The organism is Streptomyces sp. TP-A0356 (assembly GCF_001417775.1).
In the GTDB taxonomy this organism is placed as follows: Bacteria; Actinomycetota; Actinomycetes; order Streptomycetales; family Streptomycetaceae; genus Streptomyces.
In genome coordinates, this window is sequence record NZ_BBZJ01000013.1 from 315,777 (window position 1) to 339,690 (window position 23,914).

22 protein-coding genes are annotated in these 23,914 nt (G+C 71.2%); 12 read left to right on the forward strand and 10 right to left on the reverse strand.

Annotation, left to right across the window (positions count from 1 at the left end):
* Window positions 1-391: 391 nt before the first annotated feature.
* Window positions 392-1,612, reverse strand: coding sequence for an ROK family protein (locus ASC56_RS04750; RefSeq protein WP_199835915.1), 1,221 nt, complete (start codon window positions 1,610-1,612; stop codon window positions 392-394).
* A gap of 120 nt (window positions 1,613-1,732) precedes the next feature.
* Here ASC56_RS04750 and ASC56_RS04755 point away from each other — a divergent pair, with 120 nt between their 5' ends.
* The 3 genes from ASC56_RS04755 (at window position 1,733) to ASC56_RS04765 (ending at window position 8,145) form a co-directional block, all read left to right on the forward strand.
* On the forward strand, window positions 1,733-3,265 hold the full coding sequence (locus tag ASC56_RS04755) for a hypothetical protein (RefSeq protein ID WP_055489908.1): 1,533 nt from the start codon (window positions 1,733-1,735) through the stop codon (window positions 3,263-3,265).
* A complete protein-coding gene (locus tag ASC56_RS04760; RefSeq protein WP_055489909.1) occupies window positions 3,262-5,199 on the forward strand; it encodes a glycogen debranching N-terminal domain-containing protein in 1,938 nt (645 codons plus the stop codon). Before ASC56_RS04755 ends, ASC56_RS04760 begins: the two co-directional genes overlap by 4 nt.
* 864 nt (window positions 5,200-6,063) lie before the next feature.
* On the forward strand, window positions 6,064-8,145 hold the full coding sequence (locus tag ASC56_RS04765; protein ID WP_371330038.1) for a hypothetical protein: 2,082 nt from the start codon (window positions 6,064-6,066) through the stop codon (window positions 8,143-8,145).
* A 15-nt stretch (window positions 8,146-8,160) separates the two neighbouring features.
* Here ASC56_RS04765 and dusB read toward each other — a convergent pair whose 3' ends face one another.
* Window positions 8,161-9,294, reverse strand: coding sequence for a tRNA dihydrouridine synthase DusB (gene dusB / locus ASC56_RS04770; RefSeq protein ID WP_199835932.1), 1,134 nt, complete (start codon window positions 9,292-9,294; stop codon window positions 8,161-8,163).
* Between the two features lie 111 nt (window positions 9,295-9,405).
* Here dusB and ASC56_RS04775 point away from each other — a divergent pair, with 111 nt between their 5' ends.
* Window positions 9,406-10,851, forward strand: coding sequence for an MFS transporter (locus ASC56_RS04775; protein WP_055489911.1), 1,446 nt, complete (start codon window positions 9,406-9,408; stop codon window positions 10,849-10,851).
* A 9-nt stretch (window positions 10,852-10,860) separates the two neighbouring features.
* On the opposite strand, the gene ASC56_RS04780 is transcribed toward ASC56_RS04775, so the two are convergent.
* Entirely contained in the window at window positions 10,861-11,799 is a 939-nt protein-coding gene (locus tag ASC56_RS04780; RefSeq protein ID WP_079102290.1) for a helix-turn-helix transcriptional regulator, read from the reverse strand.
* A gap of 101 nt (window positions 11,800-11,900) precedes the next feature.
* On the opposite strand from ASC56_RS04780, the gene ASC56_RS04785 reads away from it, so the two are divergent.
* From ASC56_RS04785 to ASC56_RS04800, 4 genes are all read left to right on the forward strand, one after another.
* Complete coding sequence (locus ASC56_RS04785; protein WP_055489912.1) at window positions 11,901-13,328, forward strand: MFS transporter; 1,428 nt, start codon at window positions 11,901-11,903, stop codon at window positions 13,326-13,328.
* 96 nt (window positions 13,329-13,424) lie between these two features.
* Window positions 13,425-13,640: a hypothetical protein gene (locus tag ASC56_RS04790; RefSeq protein ID WP_055489913.1), complete on the forward strand. Its 216-nt coding sequence runs from the start codon at window positions 13,425-13,427 to the stop codon at window positions 13,638-13,640.
* Between the two features lie 39 nt (window positions 13,641-13,679).
* Window positions 13,680-14,135 carry a VOC family protein gene (locus tag ASC56_RS04795; protein ID WP_055489914.1) on the forward strand — a complete coding sequence of 152 codons (456 nt, stop codon included), beginning with the start codon at window positions 13,680-13,682 and terminating at the stop codon, window positions 14,133-14,135.
* A 26-nt stretch (window positions 14,136-14,161) separates the two neighbouring features.
* Entirely contained in the window at window positions 14,162-14,578 is a 417-nt protein-coding gene (locus ASC56_RS04800) for a hypothetical protein (RefSeq protein WP_055489915.1), read from the forward strand.
* Between the two features lie 511 nt (window positions 14,579-15,089).
* Here the strand turns inward: ASC56_RS04800 and ASC56_RS04805 are convergent.
* From ASC56_RS04805 to ASC56_RS04815, 3 genes are all read right to left on the reverse strand, one after another.
* A complete protein-coding gene (locus ASC56_RS04805) occupies window positions 15,090-15,701 on the reverse strand; it encodes a TetR family transcriptional regulator (protein WP_055489916.1) in 612 nt (203 codons plus the stop codon).
* Between the two features lie 25 nt (window positions 15,702-15,726).
* Window positions 15,727-16,731, reverse strand: a complete 1,005-nt coding sequence (locus tag ASC56_RS04810) for an aldo/keto reductase (RefSeq protein ID WP_055489917.1) — start codon at window positions 16,729-16,731, stop codon at window positions 15,727-15,729.
* Between the two features lie 223 nt (window positions 16,732-16,954).
* Entirely contained in the window at window positions 16,955-18,337 is a 1,383-nt protein-coding gene (locus tag ASC56_RS04815) for a glycine--tRNA ligase (RefSeq protein ID WP_055489918.1), read from the reverse strand.
* Window positions 18,338-18,497: 160 nt separating this feature from the next.
* Here ASC56_RS04815 and ASC56_RS04820 point away from each other — a divergent pair, with 160 nt between their 5' ends.
* From ASC56_RS04820 to ASC56_RS04835, 4 genes are read left to right on the forward strand one after another with little or no spacing between them, the layout of a single operon-like run.
* Complete coding sequence (locus ASC56_RS04820) at window positions 18,498-19,451, forward strand: metal ABC transporter substrate-binding protein (protein ID WP_055489919.1); 954 nt, start codon at window positions 18,498-18,500, stop codon at window positions 19,449-19,451.
* A gap of 17 nt (window positions 19,452-19,468) precedes the next feature.
* Window positions 19,469-20,236 carry a metal ABC transporter ATP-binding protein gene (locus ASC56_RS04825; RefSeq protein ID WP_055489920.1) on the forward strand — a complete coding sequence of 256 codons (768 nt, stop codon included), beginning with the start codon at window positions 19,469-19,471 and terminating at the stop codon, window positions 20,234-20,236.
* Entirely contained in the window at window positions 20,236-21,138 is a 903-nt protein-coding gene (locus tag ASC56_RS04830) for a metal ABC transporter permease (protein WP_055489921.1), read from the forward strand. Before ASC56_RS04825 ends, ASC56_RS04830 begins: the two co-directional genes overlap by 1 nt.
* Window positions 21,139-21,197: 59 nt before the next feature.
* Complete coding sequence (locus ASC56_RS04835; protein ID WP_055489922.1) at window positions 21,198-21,617, forward strand: Fur family transcriptional regulator; 420 nt, start codon at window positions 21,198-21,200, stop codon at window positions 21,615-21,617.
* A 78-nt stretch (window positions 21,618-21,695) separates the two neighbouring features.
* Here ASC56_RS04835 and ASC56_RS04840 read toward each other — a convergent pair whose 3' ends face one another.
* The 4 genes from ASC56_RS04840 to ASC56_RS04855 form a co-directional block, all read right to left on the reverse strand.
* Window positions 21,696-22,535 (reverse strand): isoprenyl transferase, encoded by an 840-nt coding sequence (locus ASC56_RS04840; protein WP_055489923.1) that lies wholly within the window; start codon window positions 22,533-22,535, stop codon window positions 21,696-21,698.
* A 44-nt stretch (window positions 22,536-22,579) separates the two neighbouring features.
* The gene (gene recO, locus ASC56_RS04845) at window positions 22,580-23,326 is read right to left on the reverse strand and encodes a DNA repair protein RecO (protein ID WP_055489924.1); all 747 of its coding nucleotides are present in this window, start codon (window positions 23,324-23,326) and stop codon (window positions 22,580-22,582) included.
* A 72-nt stretch (window positions 23,327-23,398) separates the two neighbouring features.
* A complete protein-coding gene (locus ASC56_RS04850; protein WP_055489925.1) occupies window positions 23,399-23,614 on the reverse strand; it encodes a hypothetical protein in 216 nt (71 codons plus the stop codon).
* Window positions 23,611-23,793: a hypothetical protein gene (locus tag ASC56_RS04855; RefSeq protein WP_055489926.1), complete on the reverse strand. Its 183-nt coding sequence runs from the start codon at window positions 23,791-23,793 to the stop codon at window positions 23,611-23,613. The genes ASC56_RS04850 and ASC56_RS04855 overlap by 4 nt, the downstream gene beginning before the upstream one ends.
* Window positions 23,794-23,914 lie beyond the last annotated feature (121 nt).

Here is a 23,914-nt window from a genome sequence, read left to right on the forward strand (position 1 = left end):
GACGGCGAGGAACATACCCAGATCAAAGGCGCCTGGGTACGTCCACTTGCGCGTCATGCGCACGTAACCACTCGTCCGCCACTGGATCGAAAGTCAAGGCTTGGCAAGTCGCCCCGAGCGCATGTTTTCACTTCTTGAACGCATCGATGTCCGAGGCCCGCGCACATCGCTCATGTGAGCGAGTTTCGGCACGTCTGATTTCGATCGATGAACGATCAAGGGGTGGCACTCAGTGCCACCCCTTGGAGAAGTGCAGTCGCTCATGATCCGCTCATCTGAGCGTAACCCCTATCAAGGGTGGCGAGAATCACGCTATGCGAGACGCCCGGATTTCACCATACGGACGCATCTTCGGACGGAAACACGGCTGTCACAGGGAGGTCACGGCCCCTCACACACCGAGCGCGAGCAGGCGCTCCTCCACGCGTTCGGGGGCGTAGAGATGCTCGACGACGAGCGCACCCGCCCCGACCAGAGCCGCCCGCTCCCCGAGCCGCGAGGTCACCACGTCGAGGTGCGCCGTGGAGCGGGGCAGCGCGCGCTGGTACAGCAACTCCCGCACACCCGTGAGGAAGGGTGTTCCGGCCAGATCTCCGGCGATCATCAGCACCCCGGGGTTCAGCAGGGTCACCACGGTCGCCAGGACGTCCCCGACCCGCCGCCCGGCCTCCCGGGCGAGCGCGGCGGCCTCCGGATGTCCGGCGGTCAGCAGGTCCCGCACGTCCGAGCCGGAGGCGGCGGGCACCCCCGCCCCCGCGAGCCGGCGTGCCACGGCGCCCCCGCTCGCGACCGCGGCCAGACAGCCGTAGGACCCGCACCGGCACAGCGCGTCGGCGCCCTCCGGCACGCGGATGTGCCCGATGTCCCCGGCGCCGCCGTCGACCCCGCGGTAGATGCGGCCGCCGACGACCACGCCGGCGCCGATGCCGGTGGAGACCTTGACCAGGACGAACGCCGAGCAGTCCGGATGTCCGGTGCGCTGTTCGCCGTACGCCATCAGGTTCGCGTCGTTGTCGACCAGCACCGGCACGTCGGCGGGGCCGTGCGCGTGCTCCGCGAAGGCGCGGCCGAGGCGGGCCCGGATGTCGTAGCCGTCCCAGCCCGGCATGATCGGCGGTTGGACGACCCGGCCGGTGTCGCTGTCCACGGGTCCGGGGACGGCGAGCCCGATCCCACAGACCTCGTGCGCGAGATGGCCGGCCTTCCCGAGCAGTTCGGCGAACCAGCGGCCCAGTTCGCCGAGTACGGCGTCCGGGCCGTCCTCGATCACCAGGGTGCCGCCGTGCTCGGCCAGGATCTCGCCGGTCAGGGACAGGACGGCGGCGCGGGCGTGCCGTGTGTCGAGGTCGGCGGCGAGCACCACCGCATGGGCGTCGTCGAACTCCAGCGTGATCGAAGGGCGGCCGCCGAGCGGGGAGTCGACCGGACCGCCCGCGCCCTCGCGCAGCCAGCCGGCCCGGAAGAGACGGTCCAGACGCAGGCCGACCGTGGCCCGCGACAGGCCCGTGGCCTGCTGCAGGGCACCCCGGGTCGTGGCGCGGCCACTGCGCACCAGCTCGAGCAGATCTCCGGCGCCGGCCTGAGCGCCGGACTTCCCGGTTCTCCCACTCATGCGCACCCCCTTGCGTTCACCAACTCTGCATTACATATTGAGTTTTGCGTGTTAAATAGACGTAACTCTACGGTAGCCACCGCCGAACCGGTCGGCCGGACGTCTTTCGGGGAGACCTGAGTGGACCGCACTACCCAACTCACCGCCCGCCGCATGGAACTCACGGGTCCCGTGCGCACCTCGGGCGCGCCCCCGGGGTCCGGTCCGGGCGAGACCGTCTCTCCCGGAAGCCCTGTATACGATCCGGCCGGGCCCGCCGGATCGCTGCACGTCAGGGCGGCGAAGGTGCTGGACGGCAACTGGACGGGGGCGTCCACGGTGCCGTCGCGCGGCCTGTACCCGCACCAGTGGTCCTGGGACTCGGCGTTCATCGCGATCGGACTGCGCCATCTGTCGCCGCTGAGGGCGCAGACGGAGCTGGAGACGCTGCTTGCCGCCCAGTGGGCGGACGGGCGGATCCCGCACATCGTCTTCAACTCCTCCGTCCCACTGGACGCGTACTTCCCCAGCCCCGACTTCTGGCGCTCCTCGTCCGCGGGACGCGCCGCGGGCGCACCGCGCACCGTACAGACCTCGGGCATCGTGCAGCCACCGGTGCACGCGCTGGCGGCCTGGCTGGTGCACCTCGCCGACCCGGGGCTGTCCCGGGCGCGCGGCTTCCTGCCCCGTGTGTACCCGCGCCTGGCGGCCTGGCACCGCTATCTGCTGCACCGCCGCGACCTGGGCGGCGGCGGGCTCGTCTCGGTGGTGCACCCCTGGGAGCAGGGCATGGACAACAGCCCCGCCTGGGACGCGCCGCTGTCCCGCGTCACCCCGGCCCCGGCCCGCTCCTTCCGCCGCGCGGACCTCGACCACGGGGCACCCGAGGACCGGCCGACGGATCTGGACTACGGGCGCTACGTGCGACTGGCGACGGACTACCGCGACCGGGGATACAGGGATGGGTCCGACGGGAGGTACGGGGCCGGGGCGGGCGAGTTCGCGGTGGAGGACCCGGCGTTCAACGCGCTGCTGATCGCGTCGGAGCACGCGCTGGCCCGTATGGCCCGCGAACTGGGCGCGACGGGCACGGCCCGGCACGCCCGCGCGGAGCGCCTGACGACGGTCCTCGTCGACCGGCTCTGGGACCCGGCGGAAGGGATGTTCTTCTGCCGGGACGTGCGGGACGGTGCCGCGCCCGGCGCCCTCGTGCCCGAACGCACCGTGTCCGGACTGGTGCCGCTGCTGCTGCCCACGCTGCCCCGTGACATCGCGGCCGCGCTCGTAAGGACGCTGCGCGGGCCGCACTTCGGGCTCGGCGGCGTCACCCGGCTCGTACCGAGCTACGACCTGCTCGGCGAGGCGTTCGATCCACACCGCTACTGGCGCGGGCCCGCCTGGTTCAACACCGGCTGGCTGCTGGAGCGCGGCCTGCGGGCGCACGGGAAGCGGGCGGAGGCCGACGCGCTGCGCGAGGCCTTGTTGCAGACGGCGGACGCCTCGGACTTCGCGGAGTACGTCGACCCGTACACCGGCCGGGCGTGCGGGGCGCTCGGATTCGGCTGGACCGCCGCGCTCACGCTCGACCTGCTCCACGCACGCTGCGGGGACGGCGTGTCCCCCATGGGCGTCGGCACGTTCGACAGGAGTGACAAGGGAGGGGACCGGGGATGACGGACCGGCATCATCTGCTCGTGCGCGGTGGGACGTTCGCCGCCGTGAGCGACAGCGGGGACATCAGCGGGGTGCGCGGCGGCGGCTCCCCGGAAGGGCTGTTCGTACGCGACGCACGGCATCTGAGCCGCTGGCAGCTCACCGTCGACGGCGCCGTACCGGAGACGCTCGCACCGGTGGCCGGCGGGGACACGGCCCGCTGCGTCCTGGTGCCGCGCGGTGGCCGTCAGGAGCCGCCCGCGCACACCGTCTTCCGCGAACAGGCCGTCGCGGACGGCGCGTTCGTGGAGTCGCTGCGGGTCACCAGCAACCGCCCGGTGCCGACCACGGTCCGCGTCGCGGTCACCGCGGACGCCGACTTCACGGACCAGTTCGAGCTGCGCTCCGACCACCGTACGTACGCCAAGACGGGCGCCGTGCGCTCGCGCCAAGTCCTGGAGGACGGCGTGGAGTTCAGCTACCGGCGCGGCGAGTGGCGGTCCCGTACGATCGTGACCGCCGAGCCCCCGCCGGACGGGGTGGAGGAGACGGGCACGGGCGCCCGCCGCCTGGTGTGGACGCTGGACCTGGAGCCGCACGGCTCGGCGGAACTGGCGCTGCGGGTCGCGGCCCGGCCGCACGGCGCGGCGCAGGACCCGCCGGTGCCCGCCTCGCCCACCGTCGCCAACGACCAGCTCCTCGCGCTGGAGGGCGAGTTCATGGAGGGCGTGGCCTTCCCCACCGGATGGCCCGAGCTGGCCACGGCCTGCGCGCGGGGCCTGTCCGACCTCGCCGCGCTCCAGGTCCCGGCGACGGGCCCCGACGGCGAGGAACTGAGCGTGCCCGCGGCCGGCGCCCCCTGGTTCCTCACGCTGCTGGGCCGTGACGCGCTGCTCACCTCCCTCTTCGCGCTCCCCTACCGCCCCCGGTTGGCCGCGGCCACGCTGCCCGCGCTGGCCGCGACCCAGGCGACCGAGGTGGGCACGCGGTCGGTGGCCCAGCCGGGGAAGATCGTGCACGAGGTGCGGCACGGGGAGCTGGCGCACTTCGGGCAGGTGCCGTACGGGCGGTACTACGGCTCGGTCGACGCGACCCCGCTGTTCCTGGTGCTGCTCGGCGCGTACGTCGAGCAGACCGGTGACGCGGCCATGGCCCGCCGCCTGGAACCCCACGCCCGGGCGGCGATCGGCTGGATGCTGGACCACGGCGGGCTCACCTCCCGCGGCTATCTCGTCTACCGCGCCGACGAGGGCGGCCTCGCCAACCAGAACTGGAAGGACTCCCCCGGCGCGATCTGTTGTGCCGACGGCAGCCGTCCCAGCGGGCCGGTGATGGCGGCGGGGGCGCAGGGGTACGCCTACGACGCGCTGCGGCGCACCGCGCAGCTGGCGCGCACGGTGTGGGACGACGACGTGTACGCGGCGCTGCTCGAACAGGCGGCCGGGGATCTGCGCGACCGCTTCCAGCGGGACTTCTGGATGGACGACCGGGCGTTCCCGGCGCTGGCGCTCGACGGCGAGGGCCGCCAGGTGGACGCGCTCGCGTCGGACGCGGGCCATCTGCTGTGGTCGGGCCTGCTGGACAAGGAGTACGGCGCGCTGGTCGGCCGGCGCCTGCTGGAACCGGACTTCTTCTCCGGCTGGGGCGTCCGCACACTGGCGGCGGACCAGGCGGCGTACCACCCGATGTCGTACCACCGCGGCTCGGTCTGGCCGCACGACAACGCGCTGATCACCCTGGGACTCGCGCGTTACGGGCTGCACGACGAGGCCCGTACGGTCGCGCACGCGCTGGTCGACGCGGCGACGGCGACCGGGCACCGGCTGCCGGAGGTGCTCGCCGGTTACGGCCGCGACTCGCATCCGGAGCCGGTGCCGTATCCGCACGCCTGCACGCGCGAGTCCCGGTCGGCGGCGACACCCCTCGCGCTGCTCACCGCGGTGGGCGGGGCGTAGCGTGCCGACCGGGGCCGGTTGACCTCGGATTTGCCGGGTGTTTGCCGGGCGCATGGGCTCTCCGGTTGAACGCACGTGCGCGACGGCCCGTACGGGATGACGGCGGGCCCAGCCTCCCCAGCGTGGCCCGCCCCTCCACCACGGGCTTCGCACGGAAGGACCCTCGGGTTGCCTCTCAACACACGCGCACCACAGACGACGGACAACGCTGGGGCGGCCGAGGACGGGCTCCTGTCGGCGGAGGAGGAGCGGCCCGCGGCGGCGGATGCGTCCGAGCAGGGCGCCGGTGCGGCGGCCGAGGACATGGCGCAGCCGACCCCGGACGAACCCTCCCAACCGGCGGCCCGTACCGCACCGGCGAAGAAACCCCAACCGGCCACCCGGGATGCCGAGTCGGCGTCCGGCACCACGGCGAAGCCCGAACCGAAGCACGACACCCCGGCGGCACACGACCGGGGGGACGGCTCCGCGGCAGCACACGAACCGGAGACCGGCACCCCGGCGGCAGACGACCGACGGGAGAGCACCCCGGCGGCACACGACCGGGAGGACGGCTCCGCGGCAGCACACGAGCCGGAGACCGGCACCCCGGCGGCAGAGGACCGACGGGAGGGCACCCCGCCGGCACACGACCGGGAGGACGGCTCCGCGGCAGCACACGAGCCGAAGACCGGCACCCCGGCGGCACGGGACGGCTCCGCGGCAGCACACGAGCCGGAGACCGGTACCCCGGCGGCACACGACCGGGGGGACGGCTCCGCGGCAGCGCACGACCGGGGGCGCGGTGTCGGCGGTCCGGCGGCCGACGGCTCGGCGGAGTCGAGAGCCCCGGGGGGCACGCGCCAAGCCACGGACGACGCCCGCATCGAGGGGACCGACGGCGAAGCCGGCAGCGCCGCCCCGGCCGAACCCAGGACCGCCCCCACCAACGCCCCGTGCGAGACCCCCACCAACGCCCAAGCCGAGACCCCCACCGAAGCCGAAGCCGACACCCCACCCCCCGCCGAAGGCAAGACACCCACCACCGAAACGGAAACCGACACCGACACCGCAGCCGACGCCCAAGGCCGCGCCACCGACCCGGAAGCCGACACCGACACCACAGCCCCCGCCCAAGGCCGCGCCACCGACCCGGAAGCCGACACCGACGACGCACCCCCCACCCAAGGTCGCGCCACCGACCCGGAAGCCGACACCGGCACCGCAGCCGACGCCCGAGGCGAGGCGCCCGGGGGCGACCGCGGCACCGGAGCCCCGGCCGCCGCCCCCGCTCGGCGCCGCCCCTGGCGTACCTGGCGTGCCGACCACCCCCTCGCCGCCCGCATCCTCGGGGTCGCCGTCACCCTGCTCGCCGCCGCCCTCGTCGTCTTCTCGCTCGTGCTGCCGAACCAGCCCCAGGACATCCGGCTCGCCCAGTTCGCGCGGCTCCCGGTGGAGGCACTGATCGGCGCCGTCGTGCTGACCGCGCTGCCGCGCCGACCGCGGCTGGTCGCGGCCTCGCTCGGCGGGATCGCGCTCGGCGTGCTGACCATCCTCAACCTGCTCGACATCGGCTTCAACCAGTACCTGGGCCGCGGGTTCAACGTCATCTTCGACTGGCCCCTCTTCAGCGACGCCGAGTCCTACCTGGAGGACACGCTCGGCCGCCTGGGCGCCCTCGGCGTCGTGGTCGCGGCCATCACGATCGTCCTGGTCGTCCTGACCTTCTCGGCGCTCGCCGTCGTCCGGCTCGGCAACCTCATGGCCCGGCACCGCACCCACGCCACCCGTACCATCCTCGTCCTCAGCATGGTCTGGATGACCTGCCAGTCCCTCAGCCTCCAGTTCGTCAACGGCATCCCCCTGGCCGCCGAGCGCACCGTCACGATGGTCCAGTACCGCTCCGACCTCATCGCGGCGACCGTCCGTGACGAGCGGACGTTCTCGAAGACCGCCAGGGTCGACGCCTTCGGCAACACCCCGGGCTCCCAGCTCGTGCCCGGCCTGCGCGGCAAGGACATGATCTTCACCTTCATCGAGAGCTACGGCCGCAGCGCCATCGAGGACCCGATCATGGCACCGGGCGTCGACAAGACGCTGGACGACAGCACCGTGGCCCTCGCCAAGGCGGGCTTCCACGCCAAGAGCGGCTGGCTGACCTCGGCGACGTACGGCGGCAGCAGCTGGCTCGGCCACTCCACGTTCCTGTCGGGTCTGTGGATCGACAACCAGAACCGCTACCGCACCGTGACCGCGAGCGACCACCTCAGCCTCACCAAGGCCTTCAAGAGGACCGGCGCCTGGGACACGGTCGGCGTCATGCCCGGTGTGACGAAGGGCTGGCCCGAGGCGAAGTTCTACGGCCTCGACAAGGTCTACGACGCCGCCCACCTGGGCTACCAGGGGCCGAAGTTCAGCTGGTCGACGATGCCCGACCAGTACACGCTGGAGGCCTTCCAGCGCCTGGTGCACGGCAAGAAGCGCGACAAGCCGCTGATGTCGGAGATCATCCTGACCTCCAGTCACACGCCCTGGGCCCCGATCCCCAAGATGGTCGGCTGGGACCAGCTGGGCAACGGCTCGATCTTCGGCTCCATCGAGAAGGCGGGCAACACGCCCGACTACACCTACACCAACGACACCCACGCGAAGGAGGAGTACGGCAAGTCCGTCCAGTACTCCGTCACCAGCCTGACCCAGTTCCTGGAGCGCTACGGCAACGACGACACCGTGCTCGTCTTCCTCGGCGACCACCAGGCGAACGCCCACGTCAGCGGCAACCACGCCAGCCATGACGTGCCGTGCGCGATCGTCGCCAAGGACCCGAAGGTGCTCGACAAGGTCGCCGACTGGGGCTGGTCCGACGGCCTGCGGCCCGCCCACAACGCGCCCGTGTGGAAGATGAGTTCGTTCCGCGACCGCTTCCTGACGGCGTACGGCTCGACCCCGCACCCGTCGAAGGGCTGACCCCGGGCGGAGCTCTCAGCCCCCGGACGTGTCCAGTTCCGCGTCCTCGCCGATCCCCGCGCAGTCGTACGGGTCCCTCAGCCAGCCGTCCGGCAGCACCACCCGGTTGTTGCCGGACGTACGGCCGCGGGGTCCGTCGGCGCCGGCCGGCCAGGGCTGGTCGAGGTCGAGCTCCCCAAGCCCGGCCCGCAACTCCTGGAGCGAGGAGGTGATCGCGAGCCGCTTGCGCATCTCCGAGCCGACCGAGAAGCCCTTCAGATACCAGGCCACGTGCTTGCGGAAGTCGATGACGCCCCGCGACTCGTCGCCGATCCACTCGCCGAGCAGGCCGGCGTGCCGGACCATGACGTCCGCGACCTCCCGTAGGGTGGGCCGGTGGAAGTCGTCGTCCCGCCCCTCGAAGGCGGCCACCAGATCCGCGAACAGCCACGGCCGGCCCAGGCAGCCGCGGCCGACGACGACCCCGTCGCAGCCCGTCTCGCGCACCATCCGCAGGGCGTCCTCGGCCGACCAGATGTCGCCGTTGCCGAGCACCGGGATCTCCGGGACGTGCTCCTTCAGCCGCGCGATGGCGTCCCAGTCCGCCGTACCGCCGTAGTGCTGGGCGGTCGTACGGCCGTGCAGCGCGATGGCCGTCACACCCTCCTCGACGGCGATCCGCCCGGCGTCCAGGTAGGTGAGGTGGTCGTCGTCGATGCCCTTGCGCATCTTCATGGTGACCGGGAGGTCGCCGGCGCCGCTCACGGCCTCGCGCAGGATCGCCCGCAGCAGGTTCCGCTTGTACGGGAGGGCGGACCCACCACCCTTTCGGGTGACCTTGGGCACCGGGCAGCCGAAGTTGAGGTCGATGTGGTCGGCCAGGTCCTCCTCCGCGATCATGCGGACGGCCTTGCCGACGGTCGCCGGGTCCACGCCGTACAGCTGGATCGAGCGCGGCTGCTCGCTCGCGTCGAACTTGATCAGCTGCATGGTCTTGTCGTTGCGTTCGACCAGCGCCCGGGTCGTGATCATCTCGCTCACGAACAGCCCCTTGCCGCCGCTGAACTCCCGGCACAGCGTGCGGAAGGGCGCGTTCGTGATCCCGGCCATGGGCGCGAGCACGACGGGTGGCTGGACGGCGTGCGGACCGATCCGCAAGGTCGAGTTCATCGTGGGCGTGGACATTCCCCCATTGTCACGCACGCCGAGAGGTACTCGACACGCCGATCATGTAGCGGTCATTAGTTAACCGCACTATCGACATGGGCGTACGATGGCCGTATGCCCGAGCTCAGCCATCGACGACGTCTTCTGGTGCTCGCGATCTGCTGTATGAGCCTGCTGATCGTGAGCCTGGACAACACCGTTCTGAACGTCGCGCTGCCCTCGATGCAGAGGGAGTTGCACGCGAGCGTGGCGGGCCTGCAGTGGACGATCGACGCGTACACGCTCGTGCTGGCCTCGCTGCTGATGCTCGCGGGTTCGACGGCGGACCGCATCGGCCGCCGCAAGGTCTTCCAGACCGGCCTGGTGCTCTTCACCATCGGCTCGGTCCTGTGCTCCCTCGCCCCGAGCCTCACCCTGCTGGTCGTCTTCCGCATGGTGCAGGCCGTGGGAGGTTCGATGCTCAACCCGGTCGCGATGTCGATCATCACCAACACCTTCACCGACCCCCGCGAGCGGGCCCGCGCGATCGGCGCCTGGGGCGGTGTGGTCGGCATATCGATGGCGGCGGGCCCGATCGTGGGCGGTCTGCTGGTCGACTCGGTCGGCTGGCGCTCGATCTTCTGGATCAACCTGCCGGTGGGCGTCGCCGCGCTGCTGCTCACCTTCCTGTACGTGCCGGAGTCCCGCGCCCCCAGGGCGCGCCGCCCGGACCCGGTGGGCCAGCTCCTGGTGATCGCCCTGCTGGGCTCCCTGACCTACGCGATCATCGAGGCACCGAACACGAGCGCCGGGCACACCCTGGCCTACGGCGCGGTCGCGCTCGCCGCGCTGCTCGCCCTGCTGTGGTACGAGCCCCGGCGCGCCGAACCCCTGATCGACCTGCGCTTCTTCCGTTCGGTGCCGTTCAGCGGGGCCACGGTCATCGCGATCAGCGCGTTCGCGGCGCTCAGCGGCTTCCTGTTCCTGTCGACGCTGTACCTGCAGAACGTGCGCGGTCTGGACGCGCTGCACGCGGGTCTGTGGATGCTGCCGATGGCCGTCATGTGCGCCGTGTGCGCCCCGCTCTCGGGCCGTCTGGTCGGCAGTCGCGGCCCCCGCGTCTCGCTGCTCACGGCGGGGATCGCGATGACGGCGAGCGGTGTCCTGTTCGGGGCCTTCGAGGCGCAGACCTCGAACGTCACCCTGTCGATCGGCTACGTCCTCTTCGGCCTGGGCTTCGGCTTCGTGAACGCGCCCATCACCAACACGGCCGTCTCCGGGATGCCCCGGGCCCAGGCCGGTGTCGCCGCGGCGGTGGCCTCCACCAGCCGCCAGATCGGCGGCACGCTGGGCGTCGCGGTGATCGGCGCGGTCCTGGCCGCGGGCATCCACTCGGGCCCGTACAAGGAGGTCTTCGTCCCGGCCGCGCGCACCGGCTGGTGGATCCTCACCGCCTGCGGCCTCGCGGTCCTGCTCCTGGGCGCCCTGACGACGGGCCGCTGGGCCCGTGCGACGGCGGAACGCACGGCGCGGGGGCTTCAGGAGCCCGAGGTGCGGGACGCGGCGGGCGTGGGTGCGTAGGGGTGCGCCCTACACGGGCGCACCACCCCGGTGCAGCTCCCTCTCCACCGCGATGGCCCGCAGCCTCTCCAGCCCCCTGCGGGACGCCTCGTCGGCCGGCGCGTAGGTCACCATCCGCGGGCCGTTGTGCGGCCCCAGCCACAGGTCCGTGTGGTCCAGGGTCAGCAACCCCACGTGGGCGTTGCGGAACTGCTTGCGCTTGCTGCGTGAGCCGACCACCTCGTGCCGCTCCCAGGCCTCGCGGAACGCGGCGGACTCGGCCGTCAGCCGCTTGAGCAGCATCTTCCAGGCGGGCTCGCCGAGATGGTCGGCCATGTTCGCGCGGAACTTGGCGGCCATCAGCCGCATGGTCTCCTCCAGCTGGACGATCGCCGCCTGCCAGTCCGGGTTCGTGTAGCACAGCACCATGCAGTTGCGGTCCACCGGGGCGATGGCGTCGAGGTCGCACAGCAGCAGCCCGTAGGTGCGGTTGTACGCGAGGATGTCGTACCGGCTGTTGGAGATGCACGCCGGCAGCGGCTCCAGCTGCTCCAGCAGGATGCGCTGGGCGTCGGTGACCGACGGGCAGTGCGCGCCGGGCGCGGGGTCGACGGCCCCGGCCAGGTTGAACAGGTGCGCCCGCTCGCTGGCGTCGAGCAGCAGGGTACGGGCGAGGGCGTCGAGGACCTGGACGGAGACCTGGATGTCCCGGGCCTGTTCCAGCCAGGTGTACCAGGTGACCCCCACCGCGGAGAGCTGAGCGACCTCCTCGCGGCGCAGACCCGGTGTGCGGCGGCGCCGGCCGCGGGGCAGTCCGACCTGCTCGGGGGTGATGTGCTCGCGGCGGTGCCGCAGGAAGGCGGCCAGTTCGTGCCGCCGGATCTCGGACGCGCGCGTCTCGGGCGCCTCCGGCTCCCGGATCTCCCGGATCTCCCGGACCGCCGCCGTCTCCTGCACCATGGTCGCCATGCCCCCAGCCTGCCGTCTGACGGACCCTGTTTCCAGGTAGTGCTGCTACCAGGATAAGAAGACTCTGGTACCACCCTGGGATTCGGCGGAGCCTCGATGGCGTGACCGAAACTCTCACTTCCCGTACCGTCCGCTCGCCGGTGGCGGCACCGCAGCTGGGCGGGCTCGGACTGTTCACGGTGCTGCTGGCCGCGGCACTGCCGCTCATCGACTTCTTCATCGTCAACGTCGCCCTTCCGACGATCGGCAGGGACCTGCACGCGGGCGAGGCCGTCCTCGAACTCGTCGTCGCCGGGTACGGGCTCTCGTACGCCGTCCTGCTCGTCCTCGGCGGCCGGCTGGGCGACCTCTTCGGCCGACGCGAGTTCTTCCTCGGCGGGATGGCGGCCTTCGGGCTGACCTCGCTGGCGTGCGGGCTCGCGCCGAACGCCTGGACGCTGGTCGCGGCGCGCGTCGCGCAGGGCGCGGCGGCCGCGGCGATGCTGCCGCAGGTGCTCGCCACCATCCAGGCGGCGACCAGCGGTCAGCGTCGCGCCAAGGCGATGGGCCTGTACGGCGCGACCGCCGGGCTCTCCATGGTGGCCGGGCAGATCCTCGGCGGCGTGCTCGTGGCCGCGGACATCGCCGGCACCGGCTGGCGCTCGGTGTTCCTCGTCAACGTCCCGGCCGTGGTCGTCGGACTGTTCCTGGCCGCGCGGGCCGTGCCGGAGACCCGCTCGCAGCATCCGGAGCCGGTGGACGGCCCCGGCACCGTCCTGCTCGCCGTGTCGCTGCTGACCCTGCTCGCGCCGCTCACCGAGGGCCGTGCGGCGGGCTGGCCGCTGTGGACCTGGCTGGCACTGGCCGCGTTCCCGTTCGCCGCGTGGGCCTTCTACGCGGTGGAGCGCCGCGCGGACCGGCGGGGCCGTACGCCGCTGGTGCCGCCGAGCCTGTTCTCGCTGGTGTCGCTGCGTCGGGGACTGGTCATGATCGTGCCGTTCTCGATCGGCTTCAGCGGGTTCATGTTCGTGATCGCGGTGGCGCTGCAACGGGGTGCCGGGCTCGGCCCGGTCGCGGCGGGGCTCGCGCTCACGCCCATGGCGGTGACGTTCTTCGTCGTCTCGCTGTGCGGGCCGCGGCTGGTCGCCCGCTTCGGCACCCGGGTGGTGACCGTCGGCGGACTGATCCAGGCGGTCGGCGTGGCGCTCCTGGCGCTCGCCGCCTGGCAGTCCTGGCCCCGCCTGGGCGTGGCGGAGATGCTGCCGGGTGCGGCGGTGGCCGGCGCGGGCCAGGCGCTGCAGCTGCCGATCGTCCTGCGGCTGGTCCTGTCCGAGGTTCCGCCGGCCCGCGCGGGCGTCGGCGGCGGGGTCATGATCACGACTCAGCAGTCGGCGCTGGCGCTGGGTGTCGCGACACTCGGCTCCCTGTTCCTGGCGCTGGTGCCCGGCATGGGCATGCGGGACGCGCTGGTGACCACGCTCCTGGTCCAACTGGCCGGAATCGCCCTGACGGTGGCGCTGAGTCTGCGCCTGCCGCGCCGGATCAGCTGAGGCGACGCGCGAACTCGCCGTCGAAGAACCCCCGTTGATCTTCGGGTTGCTGCACACTCCTTGCTGCGCGAGCGGACAGTACTCCCTGGAGGCGTCATGCTGCAGATCAACACGAGCAAGGTCAGCCGCTGGGACCAGCACGGCCGAGAACATGTCGTGCGGGTCCAGCGGGCGGGGGTGCAGCGCACGATCAGCTGCGACACGTGCGGCTGGCGCAGGAACGCGCAGTTCCTGCCCTGGCTGAAGGCGGAGGAACACCTCGCCGAGGCCCATCAGGCCACGGTGGACCCGGCGGACCCGGCGGACGCATGACCGCCCGCTCGACGGGCGGGTCCGGCTATAAGTGATGGCATGACCGCACTGAACTGGAAGCTGGTGGTCGACACCCGCGACGCGCCCGTCCTCGCGGACTTCTGGGCCGCGGCGCTGGGGTACGAGGTGGAGGACAACAGCCCGCTGATCGACGGCCTGCTGGCCGCCGGCCGGCTGCCGGAGGCGGCGGTCCGCAAGCACCACGGCACCCGTACCTTCCGGGGCTTCGCGGCTATCCGGCACCCCGACGACCCGTACGACGAGGAGACGGGCATCGGGCGGGGCCGCCGCATCCTGTTCCAGGACGTCCCCGAGCCGAAGTCGGCCAAGAACCGCCTGCACATCGACGTCCACGCGGGCCCCGACTCCCGTGACGCGACGGTCGCACGCCTGGAGTCTTTGGGCGCGACCCGCGTCGAGGAGTTGGACAGGGGCCCGGCCGGACACTGGTGGGTCATGCGGGACCCGGAGGGCAACGAATTCTGCGTGGCCTGACTCGGCTGTCCCCTCGTCATCAGGCGATGGGCGCCGCCGAGGTGTCCACGGGCGGTTCCGTCGGGGTCGTCGAGGTGTCCACGGGCGGTTCCGTCGGGGTCGTCGAGGTGTCCACGGGCGGTTCCGTCGGGGTCGTCGAGGTGCCGCATACCTGCGGACCACAGGCGGGGTTCGAGGGCTCGGACGGGGCCGTGACGGATGGACTGGTCGTGGACGGAGCCTGCACTGTGGTCTCCGGTGTGGATGGCGCAGACGGCGTAGTTGCCGGTGTCGACGGCGCAGACGGCGTAGTCGCCGGTGTCGACGGCGCAGACGGCGTGGTCACCGCTGTCGACGGCGCAGACGATGTGGAGGGTGTACTCGATGGGCTCGATGGGCCGGTCTTCGGACAACCGACCTTGGCCACGCCTGCCTTATGCCCTCGATCGAAGTTCACCTTGTAAGCCAACGCCGCATCTTGCGCGAGCCTTATAGCAGTTGGGTCGTTACTAGCCCTGGCTTTCGTGACGTTCTCGGCCAGGACCGGTGGTAGTGGAGCCCCCTCGGTGGAAGAGAGAGTCTCACACCTCGTGCCGCTGTTGTAGCCGTCTTCCCAGCCGTAGTCACCGCCGCCTTGGCTCGGCATACGCTGGAAAGCCCCTACCGTTACGGCACTTGACGGGGTCGAAGCCGGCCTCGCCAGCGCTGTGCCGGCGCCGCCGAGGAGCGCGCCGACAGCCAGCACGGTGGCAGCGCTCAGCCCAGCACCCCGATTGATTCCTTGACGATGAGCGTTCTTTCCGAGCATTACGAGTACCGTATTTCTTCGGATTTCCCTGCTCTTCTCCCCCAATGACCAACACTACATCGCACCGCCCATAGGGCGCGGCGGCGGGAACCCGGTAGCCGGTTTGCAGAGTTTCGCCGGAAGTTGTCAATGAATCAAATTACTTGGCTTGAAGCGTGCCGGCCGAGCTAGCGAGAGCCTCCGCCGTCAGATGCCCGCAGGCCGCGCATCAGCAGATCCACCACGGCCTCGAACTCCTCGTCCACGCCCGGCCGCCGCCACTCCTCCGCGTACGCGGGGTCGTGGAAACGCCCGGTCGCCTGGAAGATCGCGCGGGCCGTGACCGCGGGGTCCAGGGTCGCCGCGAAGGTGCCGCGCGCGACGCCGTCGCGGACGATCGCCGTGAGCTGACCGGCGAGGTCCGCGATGTGCTGGTCCACGACCCGGCTGCTCTCCCCGGTCAGCACGCTGAAGGTGGCGAACAGTTCCGGGTCGTCGCCCGCCTTGTGCCGTTTGGCCTCGAACAGCGCCCTCAGCCAGTCCCGCAGCCGCGCCTCGGGATCCCGCCCCTCGCCGACGTACCCGGCCAGCGCCGCCGCCGTACGGTCCAGCCACCGCTGGGTGACCGCCTCCCGTAGCGCCGTCTTCGTACGGAAGTGGCGGTACACGCTGCCATGGCTGACGCCGAGCGCGCGGGCCACGTCCACCACGGTGGCCTTGGCCGGGCCGTGGCGGCGCAGCACCTCCTCGGTCGCCTCCAGGATGCGCTCGGCGGTCAGTGTCTCGCTGGTCGGTGCCATGGCCAGACCGTACCCGGCGGTGTGGTCAGCGCTCGCTGTCGAGGTGGGTCATCTGCGCCTGCGGGTAGCGGTCACCGGCCGCCGCGTCCGCCGGTACGGCCGTCTCGACGGCCGCCAGGTCCGCCTCGTCCAGGGTCACCTCCAGCGCGCCGAGGGCCTCCGACAGCCGCTGCCGGGTGCGGGCGCCGACCAGCGGCACGATGTCCTCGCCCCGCGACAGCACCCAGGCGATCGCGAGTTGCGCGACGCTCACGCCCTTCTGCTCGGCGATCTTCCGCAGCGCGTCGACCAGGCCGAGGTTGTGATCGAGGTTCTCGCCCTGGAAGCGGGGCGAGAAGGAGCGGAAGTCGTTCGCGGCGAGCTGCCGGTCGCGGGTGAAGTGGCCGGAGATCAGACCGCGGGACAGCACGCCGTAGGCCGTGATGCCGATCCCCAGCTCGCGGGTGGTGGGCAGGATGCGGTCCTCGATGCCGCGCGTGATGATCGAGTACTCGATCTGGAGGTCCGCGATCGGGGCGGTCGCGGCGGCCCGGCGGATGGTGTCGGCGCCCACCTCGCTCAGGCCGATGTGCCGGACGTACCCCTTCTCCACCAGCTCGGAGATCGCTCCGACCGTCTCCTCGATCGGGACATCGGGGTCGAGACGGGCGATGCGGTAGACGTCGATGTGGTCGACGCCGAGGCGCTGGAGCGAGTACGCGGCGAAGTTCTTCACGGCCGCGGGCCGGCCGTCCACACCGCCCCAGCCACCGACCGGGTCGCGCAGCGCGCCGAACTTGACGCTGACCAGGGCCTGTTCACGACGGGAGGCGGGGGCGGCGCGCAGGGCCTCGCCGATCAGCATCTCGTTGTGACCCATGCCGTAGAAGTCGCCGGTGTCGATCAGGGTCACACCCGCCTCCAGGGCGGCGTGGAGAGTGGCGATGGACTCGGTCCGGTCCGCGTCGCCGTACAACGAGGACATGCCCATGCAGCCGAGACCGAGGGCGGAGACCTGGGGGCCGGTGGTACCGAGGGAGCGGGTGCGCATGAGAACTCCTAGATGACTCCTGGATGTGCCGTGCCTGTATCAACCCTCGCATGGCGACTGACAGAATTCAACATCTGTCACTTGTCATCTGTCAGGCACATCGCGCGGGAACGCATGGCCGCCGCCGGACGCATCGCCGTCGGACGCATCGCCGCCGCCGGACGCAGAAACGCCGGGTGGGCTGGATCGCTCCAGCCCACCCGGCGTTCCGAAAGGCGACCGGCTACGCGCCGAGGAGACGCCCGGCGAGGTAGCCCTCGATCTGGTCGAGGGACACCCGCTCCTGCTTCATCGAGTCGCGCTCACGCACCGTCACCGCGTTGTCGTCCAGCGTGTCGAAGTCGACCGTCACGCAGTACGGCGTGCCGATCTCGTCCTGGCGGCGGTAGCGACGGCCGATGGCGCCCGCGTCGTCGAACTCGATGTTCCAGTGCCGGCGCAGGGCCTGGGCCAGGCCCTTGGCCTTCGGGGACAGCTCCGGGTTGCGCGACAGGGGCAGCACCGCGACCTTCACGGGCGCGAGCCGGTGGTCCAGGCGCAGCACCGTGCGCTTCTCCATCTTGCCCTTGGCGTTCGGCGCCTCGTCCTCGACGTAGGCGTCCAGCAGGAAGGCCAGCATGGTGCGGCCCACGCCCGCGGCGGGCTCGATGACGTACGGGGTCCAGCGCTCGCCCGCCTCCTGGTCGAAGTAGGAGAGGTCCTGGCCGGAGGCCTTGGAGTGCGCGGAGAGGTCGTAGTCGGTGCGGTTGGCGACACCCTCCAGCTCGCCCCACTCCGAGCCGCCGAACTGGAAGCGGTACTCGATGTCGGCCGTGCGCTTGGAGTAGTGGGAGAGCTTCTCCTTGGGGTGGTCGTACCAGCGCATGTTCTCTTCACGCAGCCCGAGGCCCGTGTACCAGTTCCAGCGCTCCTGCATCCAGTACTCGTGCCACTTCTCGTCCTCGCCCGGCTTGACGAAGAACTCCATCTCCATCTGCTCGAACTCGCGGGTGCGGAAGATGAAGTTGCCCGGCGTGATCTCGTTGCGGAACGACTTGCCCATCTGCGCGATACCGAAGGGCGGCTTGCGGCGCGAGGTCTGCTGGACCTGGGCGAAGTTGGTGAAGATGCCCTGCGCGGTCTCGGGGCGCAGATACGCGATCGAGCCGCTGTCCTGGGTCGGGCCGAGGTGGGTGGAGAGCAGACCCGAGAACTGCTTGGGCTCGGTGAACTGGCCCTTGTTGCCGCAGTTGGGGCAGTTGATGTCCGCGAGGCCGTTCTCCGGCAGGCGGCCGTGCTTGGCCTCGTACGCCTCTTCCAGGTGGTCGGCGCGGAAACGCTTGTGACAGGAGGTGCACTCGGTGAGCGGGTCGGTGAAGGTGGCGACGTGACCGGAGGCCACCCAGACCTCGGTCGCCAGGATCACCGACGAGTCGATACCGACGACGTCCTCGCGCGACGTCACCATGTAGCGCCACCACTGGCGCTTGATGTTCTCCTTGAGCTCGACACCCAGCGGTCCGTAGTCCCAGGCGGCACGCTGACCGCCGTAGATCTCGCTGCACGGGAATACGAAGCCACGGCGCTTGCTCAGGCTGACGATGGTGTCGATCTTGTCGGCGGCCACGGTGCTCTCTTCATTACGACGACGGGCGACGAAGCGAGATGCTTCAGAGCGAATGCTTCAGGGTACCGGCGGGGGCTCCCCCTCAACCAAATCGGTGCCGCCCCCGGCCTCCCAGCCGGTTTGTTGACAACGGTTTCCATATTTGTTGAAAATGACTGTCATGAACGTACGACGACGCCTCATATCCACGGCCGCCCTGACCGGGGTCAGCGCGCTGACCCTCGCGGCGACCTCCGCCTGCTCCTCCTCGAGCGCGGCGGGCGGCAGCGGAGGCAAGTTCAACGTCGTGGCGTCGTTCTACCCGATGGCCTTCCTCGCCGAGCAGATCGGCGGCAAGTACGTCCACGTCACCAGTCTCACCCAGCCCGGCCAGGAACCGCACGACCTGGAGATCAGCGCGAAGCAGACCGCGCAGCTCCAGGAGTCCGACGCGGTCCTCTACCTCAAGGGCCTCCAGCCCTCCGTCGACGACGCGGTGGCCCAGTCCGAGATCAAGACGAAGGTCGACGCCGGCTCCCTGACCTCCCTGGAGGACCACGGCAACGAGGTCGGCGGGCACGCGGCCGCCCACGACACGCAGAAGGGCGAGTCCGGCAAGGACCCCCACATCTGGCTGGACGCGGTGAAGTACTCCGAGGTCGCCAAGGGCGTCGGCAAGGCCTTGGAGAAGGCGGACCCGGGGCATGCGGACGCGTACAAGGCGAACACGGACGCGCTGGTCAAGAAGCTCGACGCGCTCAACACCCGGTTCACCGACGGCCTGAAGACCGCCAAGGGCAAGGTCTTCATCACCACGCACGCCGCCTTCGGCTACCTCGCCGAGCGCTACGGCCTCACCGAGGATGCCATCAACGGCCTGGACCCGGAGTCGGAGCCCAGTGCCGCGCGGGTGCGCGACCTTGAGAGGATGGCGAAGGCCGACGGCGTCACGACGGTGTTCTACGAGACGCTCGTCAGCGACAAGACCGCGAAGACCATCGCCAAGGACGCGAACCTGAAGACGGACGTCCTCGACCCGATCGAGGGCATCACGTCCAAGTCCCGCGGCAGCGACTACTTCCAGGTCATGGAGGCCAACCTCAAGGCGCTGCAGACGGGCCTGGGAACCAAGTGATCATTACGGAGGACGCCATGGGCGAGCCCGTCATATCCCTGCGCGGCGTACGCGCCGACCTGGGTTCGCGCCCCGTCCTGCGCGGCATCGACCTCACCGTGCACCGCGGTGAGGTCGTCGCGCTGCTGGGGGCGAACGGCTCGGGCAAGTCGACCGCCGTGCGCAGCATCATCGGACAGGTGCCGGTCGGCGCCGGCGAGATCCACATGTTCGGCACCCCGCTGGCCCGCTTCCGCGACTGGCGGCGCGTCGGATACGTGCCGCAGCGCACGACGGCCGCGGGCGGAGTGCCCGCCACGGTGACGGAAGTGGTCTCCTCCGGTCGGCTCTCCCGGGCCCGCTTCGGCATCCTGCGCAAGGCGGACCACGACGCCGTACGGCGGGCGCTGGACCTCGTCGGCATGGCCGACCGGGCGAAGGACTCCGTCAACGCGCTCTCCGGCGGCCAGCACCAGCGCGTGCTGATCGCCCGCGCCCTGGCCTCCGAGCCCGAACTGCTGATCATGGACGAGCCGATGGCGGGCGTCGATCTGGCGAGCCAGGAGGTGCTCGCGGGCACGCTGCGGAAGCAGGTGGCCACGGGCGCCACCGTGCTGCTGGTGCTGCACGAACTGGGCCCCCTGGAGCCGCTGATCGACCGGGCGGTCGTCCTGCGCGACGGCTGCGTCCTGCACGACGGACCGCCCCCGAAGGCCGTGGGCCAGCATGCGCTGCCCGGCCACGACCATGTACACCCGCACGCGACGGCGGGCGCCGAACCGAGCCGTACGGGACTGCTGAGCTGATGGACTTCCTGAACTACGCCTTCATGCAGCGGGCGCTGCTCGCCGCCGTCCTGGTCGGCATCACCGCGCCTGCCGTCGGCATCTACCTCGTGCAGCGCCGTCAGGCCCTGATGGGCGACGGGATCGGCCATGTGGCGATGACGGGCGTCGGCCTGGGCTTCCTGCTGTCGACCTCACCGGTGTGGATGGCGACGGCCGTCTCGGTCCTCGGCGCGGTCCTGATGGAACTGATCCGCTGGTACGGCAGGACACGCGGCGACATCGCGCTCGCGATGCTCTTCTACGGCGGTATGGCCGGCGGCGTGATGTTCATCAACCTCGCGCCGGGCGGCTCCAACGCGAACCTGACGTCGTACCTGTTCGGCTCGCTGTCGACGGTCTCCCAGTCGGACGTCCTGGCGATCTGCCTGCTGGCGGCCTTCGTCGTCCTGGTCACCCTCGGCCTGCGCCGTCAGCTCTTCGCGGTCAGCCAGGACGAGGAGTTCGCGCGGGTGACCGGCCTGCCGGTCCGCGCGCTGAACCTGCTGACGGCGGTCACCGCCGCGGTGACGGTGACGGTCGCGATGCGGGTGGTCGGTCTGCTCCTGGTCTCCGCGCTGATGGTGGTCCCGGTGGCGGCGGCGCAGCAGCTCGGCCGCAGCTTCGCGGCGACCTTCGCGATCGCGGTCGCCATCGGCGTGGCCGTGGCCCTCGGCGGCACGATCACGTCGTACTACCAGGACGTGCCGCCGGGCGCGACGATCGTGCTCCTGACGATCGCCGCGTTCATCGCACTGACCGCGCTGGCGACGCCGCTGGCCCGACGGCGGGCGCGCGCGCTGGCCGCCGCGCAGGGCACCGGGGACCCGGTGGAGTGCGCGATTCCAGCCACCCGGGGGACGACCGACCAGGTCGGAATCTGACTGCGCCCGGGCCGGGCTGGCACAATGGCCCGGCAAGGCGCAGACGTGAGGAGGCAACGGTGACGACCGCCGGCCAGCCCGTACGGGGACGATCCACCCGCCAGCGTGCCGCCGTAGCGGCGGCGCTCGACGAGGTCGACGAGTTCCGCAGCGCCCAGGAGCTCCACGACATGCTCAAGCACAAGGGCGACTCGGTGGGTCTGACGACCGTCTACCGCACGCTGCAGTCCCTCGCCGACGCGGGCGAGGTCGACGTCCTGCGCACCTCCGACGGCGAGTCGGTGTACCGCCGCTGCTCGACGGGCGAACACCACCACCACCTGGTCTGCCGCGTCTGCGGCAAGGCGGTCGAGGTCGAGGGCCCGGCCGTGGAGAAGTGGGCGGAGGCGATCGCCGCGGAGCACGGCTACGTCAACGTCGCCCACACCGTGGAGATCTTCGGCACGTGCGCGGAGTGCGCGTCCGCCTCCGGCGACTGACCACCGGGGCCGGCGCAGACGGGACTTCCGGCCAAGGGCGGAGGGGGCGACACCCCTCCGCCGCCGACCCGGCAGGGCTCAGTCGCCCTCCTGCCGTCCCTCCATCGCCAGCAGCTCCTCGTTCGGGATCGCCCCGCCGAAGCGGCGGTCCCGGGAGGCGAACTCCACGCACGCCCGCCACAGGTCGCGGCGGTCGAAGTCGGGCCACAGGACGTCCTGGAAGACCATCTCGGCGTAGGCGCTCTGCCAGATCAGGTAGTTGGAGGTGCGCTGCTCGCCGCTCGGCCGCAGGAACAGGTCCACATCCGGCATGTCCGGGTAGTACAGGTACCGCGCGAGGGTCTTCTCGTCGACCTTCGACGGGTCGAGCCTGCCCGCCTTCACGTCCTCCGCCAGGGCCTTCGCCGCGTCCGCGATCTCGGCACGGCCGCCGTAGTTCATGCAGAAGTACAGCGTGAGCCGGTCGTTGCCCTTGGTCTGCTCCTGGGCGACCTGGAGCTCCTTGGCCACCGACTTCCACAGCCTGGGCATACGGCCGACCCAGCGCACCCGGATGCCCAGTTCGTCGAGCTGGTCGCGGGTCTTGCGGATGAAGTCACGGTTGAAGTTCATCAGGAAGCGGACCTCGTCCGGCGAGCGCTTCCAGTTCTCGGTGGAGAAGGCGTACAGGGAGATGTTCCCGACACCCATCTCGATCGCGCCCTGGAGCACGTCCAGCACACGCTCGGCGCCCACCTTGTGACCCTCGGTGCGCGGCAGCCCCCGCTCCTTGGCCCACCGGCCGTTGCCGTCCATGACGATCGCGACGTGCTTCGGGACCAGCTCGCCCGGCAGCTTGGGCGGGCGGGCACCGGACGGATGCGGCTCCGGCGTCCTGTACTCGCGGCGCTGGCGCCCCAGGATCCCGCGTACGGCCATGTGCTCTCGTCTCCCTCGATGTGCTGTCGCGATCCGCTGTCGCTCTACTGTTCCACGTACCGAAGCGAGCGCAGTCCGCGCTCCAGGTGCCAGTGCAGATACGCCGACACCAGTCCGCTGCCCTCCCGGACGTACCGCGGCTCGCACGCGTCCGCGGTCTCCCAGTCTCCCGTCAGCAGCGCGCCGAGCAGTTCCAGGGCTCCCGGTGAAGGCACGACGCTGCCGGGCACCCGGCAGTCGGCGCAGACGGCCCCGCCGGACGCGACCGAGAAGAACCGGTTCGGACCGGGCATGCCGCACTTCGCGCAGTCGCTGAAGCTGGGCGCGTAGCCGTTGACCGCGAGGGAGCGCAGCAGGAACGCGTCCAGCACGAGATGCGGCGCGTGCTCGCCCCGGGCGAGGGTGCGCAGCCCGCCGACGAGCAGCAGATACTGCTGGACCGCCGGCTCGCCCTCGTGATCGGTGAACCGCTCGGCGGTCTCCAGCATGGCGGTCCCGGCCGTGTAGCGCGCGTAGTCGGTCACGATCCCGCCGCCGTACGGGGCGATGGTCTCGCTCTGCGTGCACAGCGGCAGCCCGCGCCCCACCAGCTCACTTCCGCGCGCGAAGAACTGCACGTCCACGTGCGAGAAGGGCTCCAGCCGGGCCCCGAACTTCGACTTGGTGCGGCGCACGCCGCGGGCCACGGCGCGTACGCGTCCGTGACCGCGCGTGAGCAGCGTGATGATCCGGTCCGCCTCACCCAGCTTCTGGGTGCGCAGCACGATGCCGTCGTCGCGGAACAGACTCATGGGAGCCATTCTCGCCTACGGCGGGCGCGCCCCGGGCCGGGCCGGCCCCTTTCGGTCCCGCCTCCATCTCCTTCAAGGCACCTCACCGCGGCTGCGGGCGTTGGCGTACGCGGTGGCGGCCCTGAGGCGTTCCGCCTGGGTGGCGACGCGCACGGCCTCCGGTTCCACGTCCCACTCCTTGCCTCCGCCGTACGGTCTCAGCTGTACGTACGGGCCCTCGTGCCCCATCACCACGCCCACCCTTCCGGTCCGGATGTCCACGGCGTACGACCCGATCGGCGGCTTCATCCCACCTCCCTCGCCCGCTGCGGGCGCAGGGCCGCCGTGAGCCGTGCGGCGACATCGACGGAACAGCCGCCCAATTCCACCAGCGGACAGGGAGCCTCGCGCGCCAGACTCGCCGGGTCGAGCCGGAGGGACGGCAACGTGATTCCGGCGTCCGCGAGCGCCGCCCGTAATTCCTTCACTGCTTCCTCCGCCTCTTCGACGCAGCGCGCCGAGTGTCGTCCCCCGAGTGATACGTGTACTGCAGCCACCGTGCTCCCCTTCCCTTTCGACTTTTACGCTTCGTCTCTCCATGGTGACGCT

Bases quoted from the DNA above. Each gene is read 5' to 3' on its own strand.
- ASC56_RS04800 (WP_055489915.1), top strand. From the start codon at position 14,162: ATGGGCGCCGCCGAGGTGTCCACGGGCGGTTCCGTCGGGGTCGTCGAG.
- ASC56_RS04790 (WP_055489913.1), top strand. From the start codon at position 13,425: ATGCTGCAGATCAACACGAGCAAGGTCAGCCGCTGGGACCAGCACGGC.
- ASC56_RS04810 (WP_055489917.1), bottom strand. From the start codon at position 16,731: ATGCGCACCCGCTCCCTCGGTACCACCGGCCCCCAGGTCTCCGCCCTC.
- ASC56_RS04820 (WP_055489919.1), top strand. From the start codon at position 18,498: ATGAACGTACGACGACGCCTCATATCCACGGCCGCCCTGACCGGGGTC.
- ASC56_RS04850 (WP_055489925.1), bottom strand. From the start codon at position 23,614: ATGAAGCCGCCGATCGGGTCGTACGCCGTGGACATCCGGACCGGAAGG.
- ASC56_RS04830 (WP_055489921.1), top strand. From the start codon at position 20,236: ATGGACTTCCTGAACTACGCCTTCATGCAGCGGGCGCTGCTCGCCGCC.
- ASC56_RS04750 (WP_199835915.1), bottom strand. From the start codon at position 1,612: ATGAGTGGGAGAACCGGGAAGTCCGGCGCTCAGGCCGGCGCCGGAGAT.
- ASC56_RS04760 (WP_055489909.1), top strand. From the start codon at position 3,262: ATGACGGACCGGCATCATCTGCTCGTGCGCGGTGGGACGTTCGCCGCC.
- dusB (WP_199835932.1), bottom strand. From the start codon at position 9,294: ATGAACTCGACCTTGCGGATCGGTCCGCACGCCGTCCAGCCACCCGTC.
- recO (WP_055489924.1), bottom strand. From the start codon at position 23,326: ATGAGTCTGTTCCGCGACGACGGCATCGTGCTGCGCACCCAGAAGCTG.
- ASC56_RS04780 (WP_079102290.1), bottom strand. From the start codon at position 11,799: ATGGCGACCATGGTGCAGGAGACGGCGGCGGTCCGGGAGATCCGGGAG.
- ASC56_RS04825 (WP_055489920.1), top strand. From the start codon at position 19,469: ATGGGCGAGCCCGTCATATCCCTGCGCGGCGTACGCGCCGACCTGGGT.
- ASC56_RS04840 (WP_055489923.1), bottom strand. From the start codon at position 22,535: ATGGCCGTACGCGGGATCCTGGGGCGCCAGCGCCGCGAGTACAGGACG.
- ASC56_RS04775 (WP_055489911.1), top strand. From the start codon at position 9,406: ATGCCCGAGCTCAGCCATCGACGACGTCTTCTGGTGCTCGCGATCTGC.
- ASC56_RS04795 (WP_055489914.1), top strand. From the start codon at position 13,680: ATGACCGCACTGAACTGGAAGCTGGTGGTCGACACCCGCGACGCGCCC.
- ASC56_RS04805 (WP_055489916.1), bottom strand. From the start codon at position 15,701: ATGGCACCGACCAGCGAGACACTGACCGCCGAGCGCATCCTGGAGGCG.